Annotated in this window: 12 protein-coding genes and 1 pseudogene; 7 read left to right on the top strand and 6 right to left on the bottom strand. The window is 70.0% G+C overall.

Annotated features, from left to right (window positions below):
• Positions 1–135: 135 nt before the first annotated feature.
• The 3 genes and pseudogenes from ACZ4YL_RS19840 to ACZ4YL_RS19830 form a co-directional block, all read right to left on the bottom strand.
• Positions 136–651: a GNAT family N-acetyltransferase gene (locus ACZ4YL_RS19840; RefSeq protein WP_468117938.1), complete on the bottom strand. Its 516-nt coding sequence runs from the start codon at positions 649–651 to the stop codon at positions 136–138.
• Positions 652–1,223: pseudogene (locus tag ACZ4YL_RS19835) on the bottom strand (IS5 family transposase); the annotation flags it as partial.
• Positions 1,163–1,384, bottom strand: a complete 222-nt coding sequence (locus ACZ4YL_RS19830; RefSeq protein WP_468117936.1) for a transposase — start codon at positions 1,382–1,384, stop codon at positions 1,163–1,165. The pseudogene ACZ4YL_RS19835 and the gene ACZ4YL_RS19830, both read right to left, overlap by 61 nt.
• A 1,083-nt stretch (positions 1,385–2,467) precedes the next feature.
• Between ACZ4YL_RS19830 and ACZ4YL_RS19825 the strand changes: the two genes are divergently transcribed.
• The 3 genes from ACZ4YL_RS19825 (at position 2,468) to ACZ4YL_RS19815 (ending at position 8,290) form a co-directional block, all read left to right on the top strand.
• Positions 2,468–3,295, top strand: coding sequence for a hypothetical protein (locus ACZ4YL_RS19825; RefSeq protein ID WP_468117935.1), 828 nt, complete (start codon positions 2,468–2,470; stop codon positions 3,293–3,295).
• A 123-nt stretch (positions 3,296–3,418) separates the two neighbouring features.
• Positions 3,419–6,535, top strand: a complete 3,117-nt coding sequence (locus ACZ4YL_RS19820; RefSeq protein WP_468117933.1) for a N,N-dimethylformamidase beta subunit family domain-containing protein — start codon at positions 3,419–3,421, stop codon at positions 6,533–6,535.
• Positions 6,536–6,778: 243 nt separating this feature from the next.
• Positions 6,779–8,290: a glutamate synthase subunit beta gene (locus tag ACZ4YL_RS19815; RefSeq protein WP_468117932.1), complete on the top strand. Its 1,512-nt coding sequence runs from the start codon at positions 6,779–6,781 to the stop codon at positions 8,288–8,290.
• A 44-nt stretch (positions 8,291–8,334) separates the two neighbouring features.
• Here the strand turns inward: ACZ4YL_RS19815 and ACZ4YL_RS19810 are convergent, their stop codons facing one another.
• Positions 8,335–8,553 (bottom strand): hypothetical protein, encoded by a 219-nt coding sequence (locus tag ACZ4YL_RS19810; RefSeq protein WP_468117931.1) that lies wholly within the window; start codon positions 8,551–8,553, stop codon positions 8,335–8,337.
• 183 nt (positions 8,554–8,736) lie between these two features.
• Between ACZ4YL_RS19810 and ACZ4YL_RS19805 the strand changes: the two genes are divergently transcribed.
• Positions 8,737–10,110 (top strand): AMP-binding protein, encoded by a 1,374-nt coding sequence (locus ACZ4YL_RS19805; protein WP_468117929.1) that lies wholly within the window; start codon positions 8,737–8,739, stop codon positions 10,108–10,110.
• 62 nt (positions 10,111–10,172) lie between these two features.
• Entirely contained in the window at positions 10,173–10,388 is a 216-nt protein-coding gene (locus ACZ4YL_RS19800; RefSeq protein WP_351151579.1) for an I78 family peptidase inhibitor, read from the top strand.
• Positions 10,389–10,832: 444 nt separating this feature from the next.
• Here the strand turns inward: ACZ4YL_RS19800 and ACZ4YL_RS19795 are convergent, their stop codons facing one another.
• Positions 10,833–12,482, bottom strand: a complete 1,650-nt coding sequence (locus ACZ4YL_RS19795) for an allantoin permease (RefSeq protein WP_468117927.1) — start codon at positions 12,480–12,482, stop codon at positions 10,833–10,835.
• A 427-nt stretch (positions 12,483–12,909) separates the two neighbouring features.
• A complete protein-coding gene (locus ACZ4YL_RS19790; protein WP_468117926.1) occupies positions 12,910–14,601 on the bottom strand; it encodes an AMP-binding protein in 1,692 nt (563 codons plus the stop codon).
• 265 nt (positions 14,602–14,866) lie between these two features.
• Here ACZ4YL_RS19790 and ACZ4YL_RS19785 point away from each other — a divergent pair, with 265 nt between their 5' ends.
• Together ACZ4YL_RS19785 and ACZ4YL_RS19780 are read left to right on the top strand one after the other, a co-directional pair.
• Entirely contained in the window at positions 14,867–16,657 is a 1,791-nt protein-coding gene (locus ACZ4YL_RS19785) for a stealth family protein (protein WP_468117924.1), read from the top strand.
• Positions 16,658–16,798: 141 nt separating this feature from the next.
• Positions 16,799–17,344, top strand: coding sequence for an EF-hand domain-containing protein (locus ACZ4YL_RS19780; protein WP_468117922.1), 546 nt, complete (start codon positions 16,799–16,801; stop codon positions 17,342–17,344).
• Positions 17,345–17,404 lie beyond the last annotated feature (60 nt).

Genomic DNA, 17,404 nt, shown 5'->3' with positions numbered 1-17,404 from the left:
TTGACGTGGGCACGGCGCGGGTGATCTGAGTGATGCCGAGCGGGAACGGATGCGGCCGTTCCTGCCGGTCAGCACCAGGCCGTTTCGTTTGGATCACCGGCCAAGGCCGGACTCCTCCTCGCTGCCGTGTCGGAGTCAGATGCTGCCGAAGGGCTCGGGGTAGATGAATTCGCCTTGTACGGACGGGTCGTAGGCGGCCAGGGTACGGATCTGGAACAGGTGCTCCCAGGCTGGTTCCTCGCCGACGATGCCGAAGTCAGTGCTCGGCCGGAAGTCGAACCGGCCGAAGAAGTCGGGGTCGCCGAGGACAACGACCATCGGAGCGTCGAGGGCGTCCGCTGCCGCGAGCGAGGCGTGGACCAGGGCTGTTCCGAAGCCGCGACGGCGGTGGTCGCAGTGAACACCGAGGAGGCTGAGGTTCGGGACTCGGGCAGTACCGATTCGGCCCCGGGTGCACAGAGCATGGCCGATGATCGCGCCGTTCTCGCTCTCGGCCACCAGCGCGAGAGCCGGAATCCAGGCTTCTCCCTTTTGCAATGCGTGCCGCAGAATCGCCTCCACAGGTTCCTCCTCGTGCGGCTTGTAGGAGGAGGCGATGGTCACCGCACGGACAGCGGCCAGATCGGCGGGGGTCTCGCGTCTGATCAGCACCTACGCAGTCTGCCCCCCGGCGACCTGGCGTGTGTGCGGGGGCTCGTCAGAGAGACGGCCCCATCTCGCGGACGAGAGGAAGATCCCCGCGATGTGGAGTCCGGCCAGGTAGATGGTCGGGGTCTTTTCGTAGCGGGTGGCGATACCGCGCCACTGCTTCAATCGGTTGATGCACCGTTCGACGGTGTTGCGCTGTTTGTGCGCCTCGCGATCGAAGGCCGGCGGCCTGCCGCCACGACTGCCTCGGCGCAGCCGGTGTCCCCCTGGTCTGCGGGGACAGGAATGACGGCCCGGATGCCACGCTTGCGCAGGTGCTCCCGGATGGCGCGCGATGAGTACGCCTTGTCAGCCAGGACCACGTCGGGCCTGGTGCGGGGATGTCCGCGCCGGCGGGGAACCCGCAGGCGGGCCATCGCCTCCGTGAACGCGGGCGCGTCAACGGCCTGTCCGGCGGTGAGAATAAGGGCCAGGGGTCGGCAATGGGCATCGGACGCGAGATGGATCTTCGTCGTCAGTCCGCCACGGGACCGACCGATGGCGTGGTCGGCCGGCTCACCGACGGGATTCTGCACCGGGTGCGGACTGGCGTGCAGTGGCGGGACCGCTCCAGCAGGTCCAGGCCGCGGTGGACGCAACGGGTGAGCAGACGCTCCCAGGTCCCGTCCGCTGACCACAGCCGATGGCGTTCATAGACCGTTTTCCATGGCCCGAACCGTTCGGGCAAGTAGTTCATCGGCTCGCAACTACTGGCCGGTGCGATGCCTGAGCCAGGACTTCTCCAACTCCGACAACGGTGGATCAGGTACCGGCCCGACGTCGTTGTAGACGGCGATGGGGTCAAGCGGATCGGACCACGAGCCGACTGTCCAGAGTCGATACACGTGTTCGCCGCCCTCCGGCTGCGGGACCGTAATGATCTCGGGAGCGGGCGGCCCAGGAATGCACCGGCCGACGTCCTCGCCGTAGGGTCCACCCTCGAAGATCGCGTGCATCCACCCCTGTGGAGGCCTTCCGCTCAGATCGAAAACGTCTACCATGCCCTCCCCCTCAACTGCGGAGATAGTAGTCCGCAGCGACGTGAGGGGCGACGCATCAAGATCGGCCGGACAGCTCCTGAGGGGGCTCCGTAGGTGCTCTCCGAGCGGGTGCGGACGTGGCTGTTCGCAGTGCGGCCCGCTCGCCCTTCCTGCGGGGGCGAGGTCGTGCAGGCGCGCGAGCTCAAGCGGAAGACTCCACGGTCGGCCCCTGCAGTCACCGTCCGCCCCCTCGCGCCGCAGCACGGTCACCCGCTCAGAGCTCCGGCCGGTCCTTCAGCTGCCGCTCAGGGGCGATCCCCAACTGGGATCGTGGCGCGGTCTTCTCGTCAGGTGGGTGAGCAGATGCTCCGCCGTACTGCGGACGGTGTCCTGTGGCGCTCCGGCCGACGTCAGGGCGGCGCTGAGCCTCGCCGGTGCCGACGCCGGCACGTCGGACTCGGTAAGGAGGGGCAGGACCAGCAGGAGGCGGGCGGCCGTGTCCTCGACACCTTCGGACCTCGGACAACCTCGTCGTATCCCTTGATCAGCACCCCTGCATCCTGACACCAGCCACTGACGCGCCCTGGCGGTGGCCGGCAACGCAACACCCCATTCATTTCCACAAGTATTTACTTGCCCGCGAAACCAAATTGACCGTCAGTCCCCGCTTGCGCAAGGCGAGTGCGAGCGTTCGAATGGATTGTAGGTGAACCTCGCACGGGCCGGGAGCCGAAACGGCGAGGCGGCTCGGCATTTCCTGGTGCTTGGAGTACCGACCACTCGGGGCTGGGGGCAATGTCATGTTCTTCTACAACAGCAGCACTCAGGTTGCCGCTTCCGGAAAACTCGACGCAGCCGGTGATTACATCCATCTCAAGACGTTCCCTGCGGGGCAATTCAAAGGGTGGAGGCAAATCGTACCCCTCGGGTGCGGAATGCTTTTCTTCTATGACGAAGAGACGGGGAACGCGGCAACGGGAAGACTCGACGCGGTCGGCCAGTACACCAATCTCAAGGATTTCCCGGCCACACAATTCGGAAAATCATACACGGTCATACCGGTCGACGGTGGCCGACTCTTCCTCTACAACGGCATCACAGGCACCGCGAAGACCGGCCGAATCGACGCGACCGGCAACTACACCAACCTGAAGGACTTCCCTGCCGGACAGTTCGGATCGTGGACGAGCGTCGTCTCCCTGGACGGCGGCGCGATGTTCTTCTACAACGCCGACTGGAATGATGAAACCGGAACCCTGGCCGCATACGGCCAGATCGACGCCGCCGGCAACTACGCCCACCTGAAGGATTTTACGCCCGGCCAGTTCGGAAAATGGTCTCTCGTCACCTCCCTTGCCGGTCGCTGGCTCCTCTTCTACACCTTCGACGGGCTCTCGTTCCTCGCCGGGACCGGAAAGCTCGGCACCGACGGTGAATACACCCACGTGAAGGACGTCAACCCGGGTACGTCGTGGCAGAACATCGTTCCGGTCGACGGCTATCACCTCTTCTTCTACCGGGACGGCACGGACAAGAAGGTGGCATCGGGCAGAATCGATTCCACCGGCGATGTGAAGCGCAGGGATCTGGGCACCTCATTCGCCAGCTGGTCCGTCATCGCGGGTTGACCATGGGGTCCTTGCCGCATGGGCAAGCACCTCGATCGGGCCCACCGGCGGGACCGCGGCCCCGCCGTGCACCTGCTAAGGAGACAGCGCATGGGTACCTCCGGGCTGGATGCCGGCGGGTCGGTGCCGGTGGCCAACCGTGCCGAGACGCTTGCCGGTCTTCACGCTTACGCGGAAAAGAGCGTGACTGCCGGAAGTACGGTCAACTTCCGGGTCAGCAGCACAGAACCGTACGAGCTTTCGATCGTGCGCCTGGGCTGGGACACCGACAGCCCTTCGAAGGATTGGCTGCTGCATACCTTTCCTGCCGTCCTGGACGCCGCACCCCAGGTGATACGACCGGGATCCTATGTGCACATCGCGCAAGGTCTCCCGTGGGAACCGGCTCTGCCCGCGCTCACTCTCGAATGCTGGGTCCGCCCCTTCCTTCGCGAGGCGTGGCAGGGACTCGTCACCAAATACACCTACCCGGACCGCTGCGGTTTCGGCCTCTTCCTCGGTGACGACGGGCGTGTGAGCGTCTACTACGGCGATGGGGAGACGTTCCATGCAAGCTGGCTCAAGTCGGGAACCAGCGTGCTCGCATTGCAGCGATGGCACCATCTCGTAGCGGTCTTCGATCACGGCACCGCGCGACTGTGGGTCGATGGCCAGCTCGACCTCCAGGCCGAAGGCCTGCCCACGGCCGTGGTCGGAGGCTCGGCTCCCCTTCGCCTCGCGGCCTACGGAACCGAGCAGGAAACCGGCAGCTTCCTCGATGGCGACCTCGCCATGCCGGTGATCTACGGGAGGGCGCTGCAGGAGGACGAGATCCACGGGAGACACGAAACGACCCCGCCGCAGCCGCCTCCCTCCGACGCGTTGTCCGGCTGCTGGCCACTGACGGAAGAAGGGGGAACACAGGTCGCCGATGTCAGCCCCGGAGGACGGCACGGAGTGATCATAAATCGGGCCACGTGGATGATCGGCGGCCCCGGATTCGACGCGGATGCCGTTCCCCGCTTCACGGCCTATGAACCTGATACAGATCCCGAACGAGGTCACGGGCTGCGGTTCTCATCGGAAGATCTTTACGACTGCGGCTGGCAGGTCACACATCAGTACGTCGTTTCCCCCGACCTTCCACCGGGGATCTACGTCGGCCGGTTCGTCCACGGGGAGGGCGATCGCTACGACGTGACGTTCGTCGTCGGACGGGCCCCGGACCGACCTCCCGCTCCGGTGCTCCTCCTGTGCAACACGAACACCTGGCTCGCCTACAACGGCGCGTTCACCTTCAACGGTTTTCCTCGGAAATGTGCGTACACCGATGACAAGACCGGTCGGCCGGCCTTCCAGAACGGCCTGGCGGTGCCATGGCCGTCCGCCGCCCCCTACCTGCTGTACGCCGCCCCCGACTACAGCCATCTCGTCCGCGCCGAGCGCTTCATGCACGTGTGGCTCGAGCGGAACGGCTACGACTACGACGTGTGCGCCGACAGCGATCTCGACGCGAACCCGAGCCTGCTCGGCGACCACCGCGTGCTCGTCATCGCCGGACACAGCGAATACTGGTCCGCGCCCGCCTACGAAGCGGTGCGGGACTTCCTCTCCCACGGCGGCAGAGTCGTCATGGCCTCCGGCAACACGATGTACTGGCGGGTGAGCCTGGACGGGGAAGTCCTCGAATGCCGCAAACTGCCGGAGTCCATAGGTGGCCGCCCGGGCACCAAAGTCGGAGAGCTCTACCACACGCACGATCATCGCCGTGGAGGGCTCATGCGGGAGGCAGGCCACCCCGCCTGGATGCTCACGGGCCTCGAATGCGTGGGCTACGACGGATCTTTCGTACCGTTCACGGTGAAGGATCCGCAGCATCCGTTCTTCCGGAATCCGGAGCCGATCCCCGTCAGCGCGGGAAGCCCGCTGGGCGAACCCTCCGGCATGGGCCATGAGTACGACGTCCGGCCCTCGCGGATTCCGGGGCCCTTCACCCCCGCTCCTCCGGTCGGCTTCGCGCCGTCGCTCCTGGCCGACGCGCGGATCAGCGACGGCACCTACTTCGACTACCGAGGCAATGTGATGCCGGCCCAGAATGCGGTCGTCAGCGAGATCGTGGACCACAAGGGGCAGGACGGCGGGCGGGTGTTCGCCGTCGGCTCGATCGCCACAGCCGCCGCGCTGCATACCGATCCCCATCTGAGCATGCTGTTCCGCAACGCCCTGCACCACTTGGGTGTGCGCTTCTCCCTCGATGCCCTGGCGGTCGACGAGGCAGGAAAACTTCTGGTCAAGCGGTTCGACGGGCAGGAATGGAACCCGTCGGCCACCGGGTGGGACGAGTTGGGCACCGGCTTCCACGGCCCGGCCGTGGGCGTCCAGTCCGCACCGGACGAGCTCACGATCATGGCGGTCACCGAAGCGCGGACGCTGCGATACCGGACGTGGTCGGGCTCGGCCTGGAGCGACTGGGGAGATCTCGGCGGCTCCGTCCCGGGCAGGCCGGCCCCGGTGGCGTGGGGACGGAACCGGCTGGACGTCTTCGCCACCGACACCGGTGGCCGGCTGCAGCACAACGCGTGGGCCGGACAGGAGTGGAGCGGCTGGCAGACCAGGAGCGAGGGAGTCACCAGCGATCCCGCCGCGCTCGTACGCGAGGGGGAACAGCTCGGCGTGGCCGTACTGGGTGCGCACGGCAACCTCCAGTACGCGAACTGGTCGGCCGGCAACGGATCGCTGCCCGACGGGACGGACTGGGTCGACCTGGGCGGTGAATTCCTCCACGCCCCGTCAATGATCCGTTGGGGCGGCAATCACATCAGCATCTTCGCCGTCGACGCAGCCGGCCGTCTCTTCACCAAGTGGTGGGACGGCGCAGCATGGCGTCCGTCCCTGTCGGACTGGGTCGACCTGGGCGGCACCCTCGCCGGTCCCGTGGCGGTCGTCGTACGCGGCGGCACCCAGCTGAACCTTTTCGGCATCGGTCAGAACGGCCGCATGAAGACGAAGGGGTTCGACGGGCACAACTGGGGGCCGTCGCAGACCGCCTGGGCCGATCTGGGGGGCCAGTTCGCCGGCGAGCCGACGGCGGCGGCATACCGCGGACATCATGTCTCTCTGATGGCCGTGGACGTCCACGGCCGCCTTCAGCACAAGCGTTGGGACGGGACGGCATGGTCGCCGCCGGCCACCGCCTGGCAGGACATGGGCGGCACCTTGCGCCCCGGACCGGCGCTCTTCGTCTGGGTCGCCGGCCGTTAGACCGGTGATCGGACCGGCACGCTCCATCGACCGGGATGCGCGCCCGAGCATGCCCGTGAACGAGCCCCGGCGGATCACCACACGGTCGTCACCGTCCGCACCCGTCCGGTCGCTCACCTCGGTCGCCCGGGGCGCTGCCGCGCAGGCGGCGTAATCTGGCTGAACCGCCACAGAATGCGCGTGCGAGTGACACGGTGCGCGGGCCGTGTACCTTGCCGCGCCCACGATCCAGGGAGGCGGCGCGTGACCGATCCGTTCGGCTTCCTCAGGATCCCCCGTGAGGCCGTGCCGGCCCGCCCCGTCGAGCAACGGCTCGGCGACTGGCGCGAGGTCTACGCGGGCCAGGCGCGGCTGCCGCTCGTCTCCCGGCAGGCCGACCGCTGCATGGACTGCGGCATACCGTTCTGCCACACCGGCTGCCCCCTGGGAAACCTCATCCCCGAGTGGAACGCGTACGCCGCCCACGGCGACTGGCATGCGGCGTACGAGCGGCTCCACGCGACCAACAACTTCCCGGAAGTCACGGGCAGGCTCTGCCCGGCCCCCTGTGAGGACGCCTGTGTCCTCACGATCAACGCCGACCCGGTGACCATCAAGAACGTCGAGCAGGCGATCGCGGACGAGGGGCTGCGGCTCGGCTACATGGCGCCCAGACCGCCGGAGAAGCGCAGCGGCAGGACGGTGGCCGTCATAGGCTCCGGTCCGGCCGGACTGGCCGCAGCGCAGCAGCTGACCCGGGCCGGGCACTGCGTCACGGTCCACGAGCGGGCCGACCGGATCGGCGGACTGCTGCGCTACGGCATCCCCGAATTCAAGATGGAGAAGGCCCACCTGGACCGCCGCATCGAGCAGATGCGTGCCGAGGGCACGCTATTCGCCACGGGCGCGGACGTCGGCGGCGCGACCGGTGCCGGGGCGGACGAGCTGCGGAGCCGCTGCGACGCCCTGGTCGTCGCGATCGGAGCCGGCGAGCGCCGGGAGCTGCCGGTCCCCGGCCGTTCGCTGGACGGTATCCACCAGGCCATGGACTACCTGACCTGCGCCAATCGCGTGCGGGAGGGCGACTACCCCGTATCCCCCCTCACCGCCGAAGGCAGACACGTGGTCATCGTGGGCGGCGGTGACACCGGCTCCGACTGCCTTGGGACGGCCTTGCGGCAGGGCGCGGTCTCCGTGCTCCAGCTCGACATCAATCCCGAGCCCGGCGCCGGCCGGACCGACGACGAGCCCTGGCCGGTGTACCCGAGGACGTACCGGATCTCCCACGCCCACGAAGAGGCCCGCGGGCGCGAGGGCCGGGACCCCAGACTGTTCGCATGCGCCACTCTGCGCTTCGAGGGAGATGCCGCGGGCCGGGTACGGGCGCTGCACCTGACCGCCGTCGAGCCGGTGGCCCGCAGCCCGCTGGCCGGCACCGAGCAGGTCATACCGGCCGGCCTGGTCCTGCTGGCCCTCGGTTTCTCGGGCCCCGAGCGGGCCGGTGGACTGCGCGAGCAGCTGGGCCTGGACCTCGACGAGCGCGGCAACTTCGCGCGCGACGCCGGCTTCGCGGCGGTCGGCGGGCGGGCGCCGGGAGTGTTCGTCGCGGGCGACGCGGGCCGGGGGCAGTCGCTGGTGGTGTGGGCCATCGCCGAGGGTCGCGCGGCGGCCGCCGCCGTGGACCGCTACCTGACCGGCTCCACCTGCCTCCCGGCTCCGGTCGCCGCGCATGACCAGCCGATGACGGCCTTGGGCCGCATGCGGTACGGACTCTGAGGAGTCAGGAGTCCGGAGTCACCTGGGGCTGTCAGCGCTCGCTGTCAGTGCTCACGCCCGGGCCGGAGCCTTTCTCGCGGGGACTCGCTGCTGTCGCCCGGCCGGTCCAAACGGCTGGCCTCGTCCGTGTCCGCCGCCCGTACGGCTGGTTCGCCCGCGCGGGACGCCGCGGAGCGGGGCGCGACGTGCGGTGCCCTGCGTCGGCTCTGCTCGTCGTCGTGGTCGTGGAGCGGGGCGCCGCCGGCGCCTCCCTGGTCGTCCATGGCGGATCCTCCCTGTACGTCGGAACCCCCAGTCGGCGCCTGCCCGGAGCCCGGCCCCGGAAACCCGTAGATCCGGAGAAAGCGGCGGAAACCGGCCCCATCGTCGACAAGTGCGGAGCGGGCCGCGGCACCACCGTAGGCTGACCGGGTTGTTTCTGCTCGTCGCTGATCGGAGCTGCCGTCATGCTGACCGCCCTGACGGGTGTTTTCGGGGATCGCGCGGACGCTGTGAGCGTCGCGGGTCGCACTGCTTCCTACGAGGAACTTCTGGGTGCAGCCGGTGCGGTGGCCGCCGACCTGGCCGCCCTTGGCCCGGTGCGCGCGTTCGCGGTGACCGCCACCGCCTCGCTCGAGACCGTCGCCGCGGTGGTCGGGGGACTGCTTGCCGGGGTGCCGTGCGTGCCGCTGCCTCCCGATGCCGGGCCCGCCGAACGTGATCACATTCTGCGGGACTCCGGCGCCCGCCCCATCGAGGTGGACTTCGCCCGCCGGGCACCCGCCGCATCCGCCGCATCGGCCGCACCCGCCGTGCCGGCGGCGGCAGGCGAGGATCCCGCGTTGATCCTCTACACGTCCGGGACCACCGGCGCCCCCAAGGGCGTGGTCCTCGGCACCGCTGCGATCACCGCTGACCTCGATGCGCTCGCCGATGCCTGGGAGTGGAGTGCGCAGGACACGCTCGTCCACGGGCTGCCCCTGTTCCACGTCCACGGGCTGATCCTGGGTGTCCTCGGGGCGTTGCGGACGGGGAGCCGCCTGGTCCATACGGGCCGACCGACGCCGGAGGCGTATGCGGAGGCTGCGGAGGCCGGGGGGAGTCTGTACTTCGGGGTGCCGACGGTCTGGTCGCGTATCGCGGCAGATCCGCAAGCGGCGGCCGCGCTGTCGAGGGCCCGGTTGCTGGTGTCGGGGAGCGCAGCCTTGCCCACGCCGGTCTTCCGCGATCTGGAACGGCTGACCGGGCACCGGCCGGTGGAGCGGTACGGGATGACGGAGACCCTGATCACCGTGAGCGGGCGGGCGGGCGGTGAGGTCCGCCCCGGCGCGGTCGGCACCCCGCTCACGGGAATCCGTACGCGTATCGCCGCCGAGCCGGGCGCCGAGATCGGTGAGCTCCAGCTGGTGGGGCCGACCTTGTTCTCGGGGTATCTGGGCCGACCGGAGGCGACGGCCGCCGCCTTCACGGAGGACGGGTGGTTCCGCACGGGTGACATCGCGGCCGTCGACGGGGACGGTGTGCACCGGATCGTGGGTCGTGCGTCCACGGACATGATCAAGTCGGGCGGATACCGGATCGGGGCGGGTGAGATCGAGAATGCGCTGCTGGACCATCCGCGCGTGAGGGAGGCGGCGGTGATCGGTGTGCCGGATGCCGACCTGGGGGAGCGGATCGTCGCGTTCGTCGTCGCCCAGGGGGTCACAGGCGCCGAGTTGACCGATTTCGTCGCCACGCATCTGTCGGTGCACAAGCGGCCGCGCGAGGTTCGTTTCATCGCTGCGGTCCCGCGCAACGCGATGGGCAAGCCGCAGAAGCGGCTCCTGCTGGACGGGGAGTAGCGGCGGGAGCGGGCTCGGCGGGCGGGGGCATGAGCAGCACCTCGGTGGGGCAGGTGGGGGCCATGACCGCTTCCTCTTCTGCTGCCTCACCCGCCGCCGACGATCCGGCGCACTACACAGGGCTCCACGCCGACGAGGCGGAACGCCGGGCACTGGCGCGCGGCTGGACGACGGTGCGTACGGTCCCGCCCGGCACGATGCTGACCATGGAACACCTCGAAGGCAGGCTGAACTTCGAGGTCGAGGACGGCAGAGTGCGCAGGGCCTGGAGCGGCTGACCCCGAGCGGGCGGCGGACCGGCCCCTGGGCACGGAGGCGGTCGAGGGCCCCGTCACCCGACCCGCCGGGCAGGCCGGGGCCTTCGCCGGCACCGTCTTCCTCGCCGGCGCGGTACCCGCCACGGTCCGGGAGGTCCTGGCAACCGCGTCCAGGCCGCCCTGCGGGCGCAGCGCGCCGGCCTGCTCGACGGGGCACACACATGACCGGCCGTACGGCCCCGGACGGACCCCGGTCACATGGCCCGTACCGGCCGCACCCCGGACCCCCGCGTGGTGGACGCGGGGCAACGGGCCGAACAGCTCGGCGGCACCCTCGCCGGCGGACCCACCCCCGACGGCGGCTACCGCCTGCACCTGCTGATCCCCCGACGCGCAACGAGCACCCTGCCGCCGGCCGACGCCCCCGGCACAGCCCGCAGTGACCGCCGGCCGAACGGGGTCGGCCTACACGGTGGCCGGCAGGACGTGGTCGCCGGCCTTGTCGGTACTCAGGCACAGCGAGCAGACGACCGCGCCGTGGGTGACACATGCGGTGAGGTCGGGGCGCTCGTAGGGCTGGTGGCAGACGTGGCAGTCGAGGGTCACCGCGCTCGGGTTCCCGTCGACGTCCAGCAGGGGCTCGCCGATGCCGTCGTCGGTGCGGCGCAAGTAGTAGCGGCCCTTGGTGACCACGGCCATCAGCGGTGTGACGACGAAGGCGATGACGGCTGCGGCCACCGGCGAGTACGGCTGGAGAGTGTCGCCGAGGAGGTGGAAGTACATGGCGATCGACAGGCCGGAGGCGGCGACGAACGCCACGACGCCGACCGGATTGACCGCGTGGAGCATCCCACGGCGGAACTCCGGCTGGAGCGGGGACAGCTTCAGCACGTACTTGTTGATCCCGATGTCGGTGGCCACGGTGACCACCCAGGCGATCGCGCAGTTCGAGTAGAAGCCCAGGATGCTGCCCAGGAAGCTGAACATGTCGGCTTCCATCAGGGCGAGGGCGAAGGCCAGGTTGACCAGGACGAAGACCATGCGGCCGGGGTAGTGCCTCGTGACGCGGGTGAAGGAGTTCGTCCAGGCCAGCGAGCCGGAGTACGCGTTCGTCACGTTGATCTTGATCTGGCTGATGACCACCAGGACCACGGCCAGCGGGACGACCAGCCAGGCCGGCATCATCGCGTCGAAGGCACTGCGGAACTGCTGGATGGGCTCGGGCGCGGCCGCCGGTCCGACCTCGGCGAGGATGTACACGGCGAGGAAGACACCGATGGCCTGCTTGAGCGCACCGAGCACCACCCACCCGGGGCCGGCCATGACCACGGCGGTCCACCAGGTGCGCTTGTTCGCCTCGGTCTTGGGCGGCATGAAGCGCAGGTAGTCGATCTGCTCGCCGATCTGTGCGATCAAGGACAGGCACACCCCCGCTCCGAGCATGACGGAGGCCGTGTTGACGGCGCCGTCGCCGTTCGTGCCGGGGTAGGCCAGGAAGCGGTCCACCGTGCCGGGGTCGTCGGCGATCAGATAGACCAGCGGACCGACCATGAGCAGCAGCCAGATCGGTGTGGTCCACACCTGGAGCTTGCTGAGCGCCTTCATGCCGTAGACGACCAGCGGGATCACCATGAGGGTGGAGACGGCGTAGCCCAGCCACAGCGGCAGTCCGAGGCCGAGTTCGAGGCCCTGGGCCATGATCGAGCCTTCGAGGGCGAAGAAGATGAAGGTGAAGCTGGCGAAGATGATGCTGGTGAGGACCGAGCCGTAGTAGCCGAAGCCGGAGCCGCGCGTGATCAGGTCGAGGTCGATGTTGTAGCGCGCGCCGTAGTAGGCCAGCGGGAAGCCGGTGAGGAAGATGACGGCGGCGGCCACGGTGATGGCCACGAGCGCGTTGCTGGTGCCGTGGGCCAGGCCGATGCCGGCGCCGATGGAGAAGTCGGCCATGTAGGCGATGCCGCCGAGGGCCGTGGTGGCCACGACCATGGGGGTCCAGCGGCGGTAACTACGGGGTGCGAACCGGAGGGTGTAGTCCTCCAGCGTCTCCTTGACCGCCTGGTCGGCAGCGGTCTTCGTCGCGTGTGTCGTGCTCTGTCGCGACTCGGTGGTGCTCATGCCACGCCTCCCGGTGGGGCTGGGTGCAGGTGAAGGTGCGGCGCCGCCGGCCGGACGGGGAGCGACGGACCGTCATGAGTGTTCTCCGGCGGCGCTGTTCATGCCTGGGGTCCCGCGTCGGTCACGCTAGAAAGCGGTTGTTACCCCGGGTGCGCAATGTGGTGAACACCATGTTGCTGCAGGCGGCGTCGTCGCCGCGTACGCACGCCACGCGCGCGCAGGCCCCTCCACGGCCGGGACGGGTGGGGCCCGTGCTTCTGCGCGTGCGGAGCGGGGGTCGGGGGCCTCGTGTCACGGGTCGTCGCCATCGCCGTCGGCAGCCGGCTGACCGGGCCTTCGGCGACGAGGGTGGGACGGGGGAGAGGGCTGCCGGGGGAGCTGCCGGAGTGGCCGCCCCCGGCGGGCCTCGGCCACCGCTCCGGCCGGGTCAGGCGCCGCCGGCCGCGGCCTCCTCCAGCAGGCGGGTCGCCATCGCACGCATCTCGATCTTGCGGATCTTCCCGGTGACGGTCATCGGGAACTCCTCCACGACGTGGACGTAGCGGGGGATCTTGAAGTGGGCGAGCCGCCCCGCGCAGTACGCGCGCACGGCCTGCGCGGTCAGCGGCTCGGCCCCCTCACGCATCCGCACCCACGCCATCAGCTCCTCCCCGTACTTCTGGTCGGGCACCCCGATGACCTGGACGTCCATCACGTCGGGGTGGGCGTGGAGGAACTCCTCGATCTCGCGGGGGTAGAGGTTCTCGCCTCCCCGGATCACCATGTCCTTGATGCGGCCGGTGATGCTCAGGTAGCCGTCACCGTCCATGACCGCCAGGTCGCCGGTGTGCATCCAGCCCTCCGGATCGACGGCCTCGGCGGTCTTCCCGGGCTCGCCCCAGTATCCGAGCATCACCGAGTAGCCCCGGGTGCACAGTTCTCCCGGGGTGCCGCGCGGGACGGTCCGGCCGGACTGCGGATCGACCACCTTGACCTCCAGGTGCGGGCCGACCCGGCCCACCGTGGAGACCCGGCGCTCGACCGAGTCGTCCACACGGGTCTGCGTGGACACGGGAGAGGTCTCCGTCATGCCGTAACAGATGGAGACCTCGGTCATCCCCATCCGCTCGATGACCTCGGTCATGACCTCCACCGGGCAGGGCGAACCCGCCATGATCCCGGTGCGCAGGCTCGACAGGTCGTACCCGTCGAACCCGGGGTCGGCCAGTTCGGCGATGAACATGGTGGGGACCCCGTACAGGGAGGTGCAGGCCTCCGCCTCCACCGCCGCCAGCGTCGCCGCCGGGTCGAAGGCGGGCGCGGGGATCACCATCGCCGCACCGTGGCTGGTGCAGGCGAGATTGCCCATCACCATCCCGAAACAGTGGTAAAAGGGGACCGGGATGCACACCCGGTCGCGCTCGCCGTATCCGCACAGCTCGCCCACGAAGAAGCCGTTGTTGAGGATGTTGTGGTGCGAGAGGGTGGCTCCCTTGGGGAAGCCCGTGGTGCCCGAGGTGTACTGGATGTTGATCGGGTCGTCGGGGCCCAGTGCAGCCTGCGCCCGCGCCAGTGCGGCCGGATCGGCCCCGCGCCCGCGTTCCAGCAGAGCGTCCCACCGCGGCCCGTCGAACAGGACGGTGAACTCCAGCCCCGGGCAGCGCGGCCTGACCTCCTCGATCATCGCCGCGTAGTCGGAGGTCTTGAAGCGCTCCGCCGCGACCAGCAGCCGGATGCCGGACTGCCCGAGCACGTACTCCAGCTCGTGGGAGCGGTACGCCGGGTTCACGGTGACCAGGATCGCCCCGATCTTCGCGGTGGCGTACTGCACCAGCGTCCACTCGGCGCGGTTGGGCGCCCAGATACCGACCCGGTCGCCCCGGACGATCCCGAGGTCCAGCAGCCCCAGGGCGAGGGCGTCCACGTCGGCGGCCAGCTCCGCGTACGTCCACCGGCGGCCGGCGGCCACGTCCACCAGGGCGTCCCGGCCGGGGAAGCGCCGTACGGTCCGGTCGAGGTTGTCCCCGATCGTCTCGCGGAGCAGCGGGACTTCGGAACTCCCGGACGCACGACTCGACGCTACGGACACACGTACCTCCTGCACTCGCTGCGGCGATGACGGCCAACGCGCACCGCCCATGATCCCCTCCGGGCGGGCCGCGGCACCAGAGGTACGGGGGAGTGGCCCGGCGGACCGTCGGCGCAACTGAGAATTGGCTGTGAGCCGGGACGGCGGCCCTCACGACTCTTGCGTGAAAAGCGAACAACAGTAAAAGTGAGCGTGAACAAGGTATCCATCGTTGCCGCTGAGCGCGCCGCTCCTGCCCGGGACGCTCGGTCGGCCGGCTGCAGCGCACCGGCACCCCACACCGAGGTCGTACATGCAGGGTGTCCACCGCCTTCTCATGCCCGCCGGGCTGCGCAGACTCGCCCGGACGCTGCGTCGACCCGGTGGCGTTCCGCCGCAGCCCGGTCCCGCAGGGCGGGAGCGCACCGGCGGCAGGACCCCTCCGTCCAGCGGGCTCACCTCCCGTGAGGAGGAGCTGCTGGCGACCGTGCCCGGACTGATCCAGCACTGCGGTCGACTGGTGACCGTACGCGACGACCTCCTCCCCGCCGACGCCCGTGCCGCCAGTCTTCGGTCGGTCGCCGAGGCCTTGGAGGCTGCGGCTGTCGCCTACGGGCTGGTCCCGGACGGGGGGCTCGTCCACCGGGTGGCCATCGCGCCCGGCGACCGGGCCGCGGCTCTGAAAGCATGCGCCGCCGCCTTCGCGGGGCTCCCCGTCTACGCGCGCCTGCTCACCGCCGACGGTGAAGCCGGGCACGTGCTCGCCGAGGACCTCCCGGCGGCGGTCGAGTCCGCCGAGACCGGGAAGGACGGCAAGGACGGGAAGGAGCCGGCGCACACCGCCCGCGTGCGGGCCGTACGCGTCCACCGGCCGGTCGTCACCTCCGGCCGGACCCTGAGGTACGGTCCCGAGACCGGCTGCGACCTGGAGTTCTGGGAGGTCCCCGACTCCGGCGAGGGCGCCCTCGCCGCGCTGCGCGAGACCCCGTACGGCTGGTGGGTCCCCTCCCTGGCCGCCTCCACCACCCGCCGCATCGACGACCGGGAGTACCCCGTCGTCGACTGCTTTTCGAGCCGATTCCCCGACGACATCGACTTCCCGGTCGACGCGGTGATCACCTGGGTGGACGCCGCCGATCCCGCCTGGCGCCACCGCCGGGACCGGGCCGCCGAGGCGGAGGCCGGTTCGGGTCACCCCTCCGGGATCGAGGAGACCGGCGGGATCGACCTCGCCGAGAACCGCTACCGCGACCGCGGTGAGCTCCGCTACTGCCTGCGCTCCATCGCCGCCTACGCACCCTGGGTCCGGCGCATCTTCCTCGTCACCGACGACCAGGCCCCCGCCTGGCTCGCGGCCGACCATCCCCGCATCACGGTCATCGGCCATCGCGAGCTGTCCACGGAACCGGCGGCCCCCGCGGTGTTCAACTCCCACGCCATCGAGAGCCGGCTGCACCGCATCCCCGGCCTGGCCGAGCACTTCCTCTACTTCAACGACGACATCTTCCTCGGCAGGCCCCAGCGCCCGCAGAACTACTTCCTGCCCTCTGGGCTGCCCAAGGTCTTCCACGACCGGCGGGCGGTGGACCCGGGCAGCCGGGCCGGGGACGACGTGTTCACCTCGTCCCAGAAGGTCACCCGGCAGGCCGTCGAGGAGGCGGTCGGCCGTACCTATCCCCACATCCTGGCGCACACGCCTTACCCCCTGACCCGGTTCGCCTTCGCCCGCGTCGAGGAACTGCTGCCCGGTCGGCTCGCCGCCACCGCGCGCTCCGTCTTCCGCAGCGCCGACGATCTCGCCCCTGTCACCCTCGCCGCCCACCTGGCCCTCGCCGAGGGGCATGCCGTCGAAGGCGACCTCACGCACACGTACGTCAGCACCGCGCGCCGCTCCGAGATCGAGCGGCTGCCGGACCTGGCGGCCGAGCGCGGCCACGACGCCTTCTGCCTCGCGGACGACGAGGACCCGGACGGGCCCGACGAGGGAGGAGCCGGGGGCGGTCTGTCGGCGACGCAGCAGCACAACGTCGTCACGGCCTTCCTGGAGGCCTACTTCCCGGTTCCCTCCCCGTTCGAGCAACAGCGGCCGGCCCCGTCCGCGACCGAGCCCTCCCGGCTCATTGGCTGACCGCCTCGCCTCGGGGTGACGCTTCGTGCACACGTGCCCGTGGGGGCCGGTGCGGCCACCGACCTATAGTTACGCGCTGCCGCCCCCGGTGGCCGGTGGGCGGCGGTTCACGGTTCGGTTCGGCGTCGAGGGAGGCCGCTCATGGCCAACGCGTTTCAGGAGCGCAAGCTCAGGGGGATGTTCGCCGCGTTCGACGCGGACGGCGACGGCTACCTGCGCGAGGAGGACTTCACGGCGCTGGTCGGCCGCTGGGGCCGGCTGCCGGGAGTGGAGCCCGGTACGGAGCTGCGGGTGCGGGTGGAGACGCTGCTGATGGGCTGGTGGGCGGCGCTGCTGGAGGCCGGCGACGCGAACGGCGACGGGGCGGTCGACATGGGCGAACTGCTCACCCTCGTCGACCGTCTGCCCACCATGGTCGCGGACGTCACCGCCACCGCCGACACCGTCTTCGACGCCGTGGACGGCAACGCCGACGGCGTCATCTCGCCGGAGGAGCACCGGCGACTCGTGGAGACCTGGAACGGCCGCCCGGCCGACCTGGATGGCGTCTTCGAACTGCTCGACCCGGACGGTGCCGGCCACCTCAGCCGCGAGCGGTTCGCCCTCCTCTGGCGCCAGTTCTGGATCAGCGACGACCCGGCGGACCCGGGCAACCTGCTCTGCGGCCGAATCCCCGGCCCCCGCTGAGCAGCCCCCGCCCCCACCACCTGCTGTTCTGTGGATTCCCGGACCGCGGGGTCCCCTTCC

This window comes from Streptomyces sp. NPDC030021 (assembly GCF_055574035.1).
Note: the sequence above shows the minus strand (reverse complement) of the source record. Positions and strands in the feature narration are given on the sequence as shown.

Bases quoted from the DNA above. Each gene is read 5' to 3' on its own strand.
- ACZ4YL_RS19830 (WP_468117936.1), bottom strand. From the start codon at position 1,384: ATGAACTACTTGCCCGAACGGTTCGGGCCATGGAAAACGGTCTATGAA.
- ACZ4YL_RS19825 (WP_468117935.1), top strand. From the start codon at position 2,468: ATGTTCTTCTACAACAGCAGCACTCAGGTTGCCGCTTCCGGAAAACTC.
- ACZ4YL_RS19810 (WP_468117931.1), bottom strand. From the start codon at position 8,553: ATGGACGACCAGGGAGGCGCCGGCGGCGCCCCGCTCCACGACCACGAC.
- ACZ4YL_RS19805 (WP_468117929.1), top strand. From the start codon at position 8,737: ATGCTGACCGCCCTGACGGGTGTTTTCGGGGATCGCGCGGACGCTGTG.
- ACZ4YL_RS19800 (WP_351151579.1), top strand. From the start codon at position 10,173: ATGACCGCTTCCTCTTCTGCTGCCTCACCCGCCGCCGACGATCCGGCG.
- ACZ4YL_RS19795 (WP_468117927.1), bottom strand. From the start codon at position 12,482: ATGAGCACCACCGAGTCGCGACAGAGCACGACACACGCGACGAAGACC.
- ACZ4YL_RS19790 (WP_468117926.1), bottom strand. From the start codon at position 14,601: ATGGGCGGTGCGCGTTGGCCGTCATCGCCGCAGCGAGTGCAGGAGGTA.
- ACZ4YL_RS19785 (WP_468117924.1), top strand. From the start codon at position 14,867: ATGCCCGCCGGGCTGCGCAGACTCGCCCGGACGCTGCGTCGACCCGGT.
- ACZ4YL_RS19780 (WP_468117922.1), top strand. From the start codon at position 16,799: ATGGCCAACGCGTTTCAGGAGCGCAAGCTCAGGGGGATGTTCGCCGCG.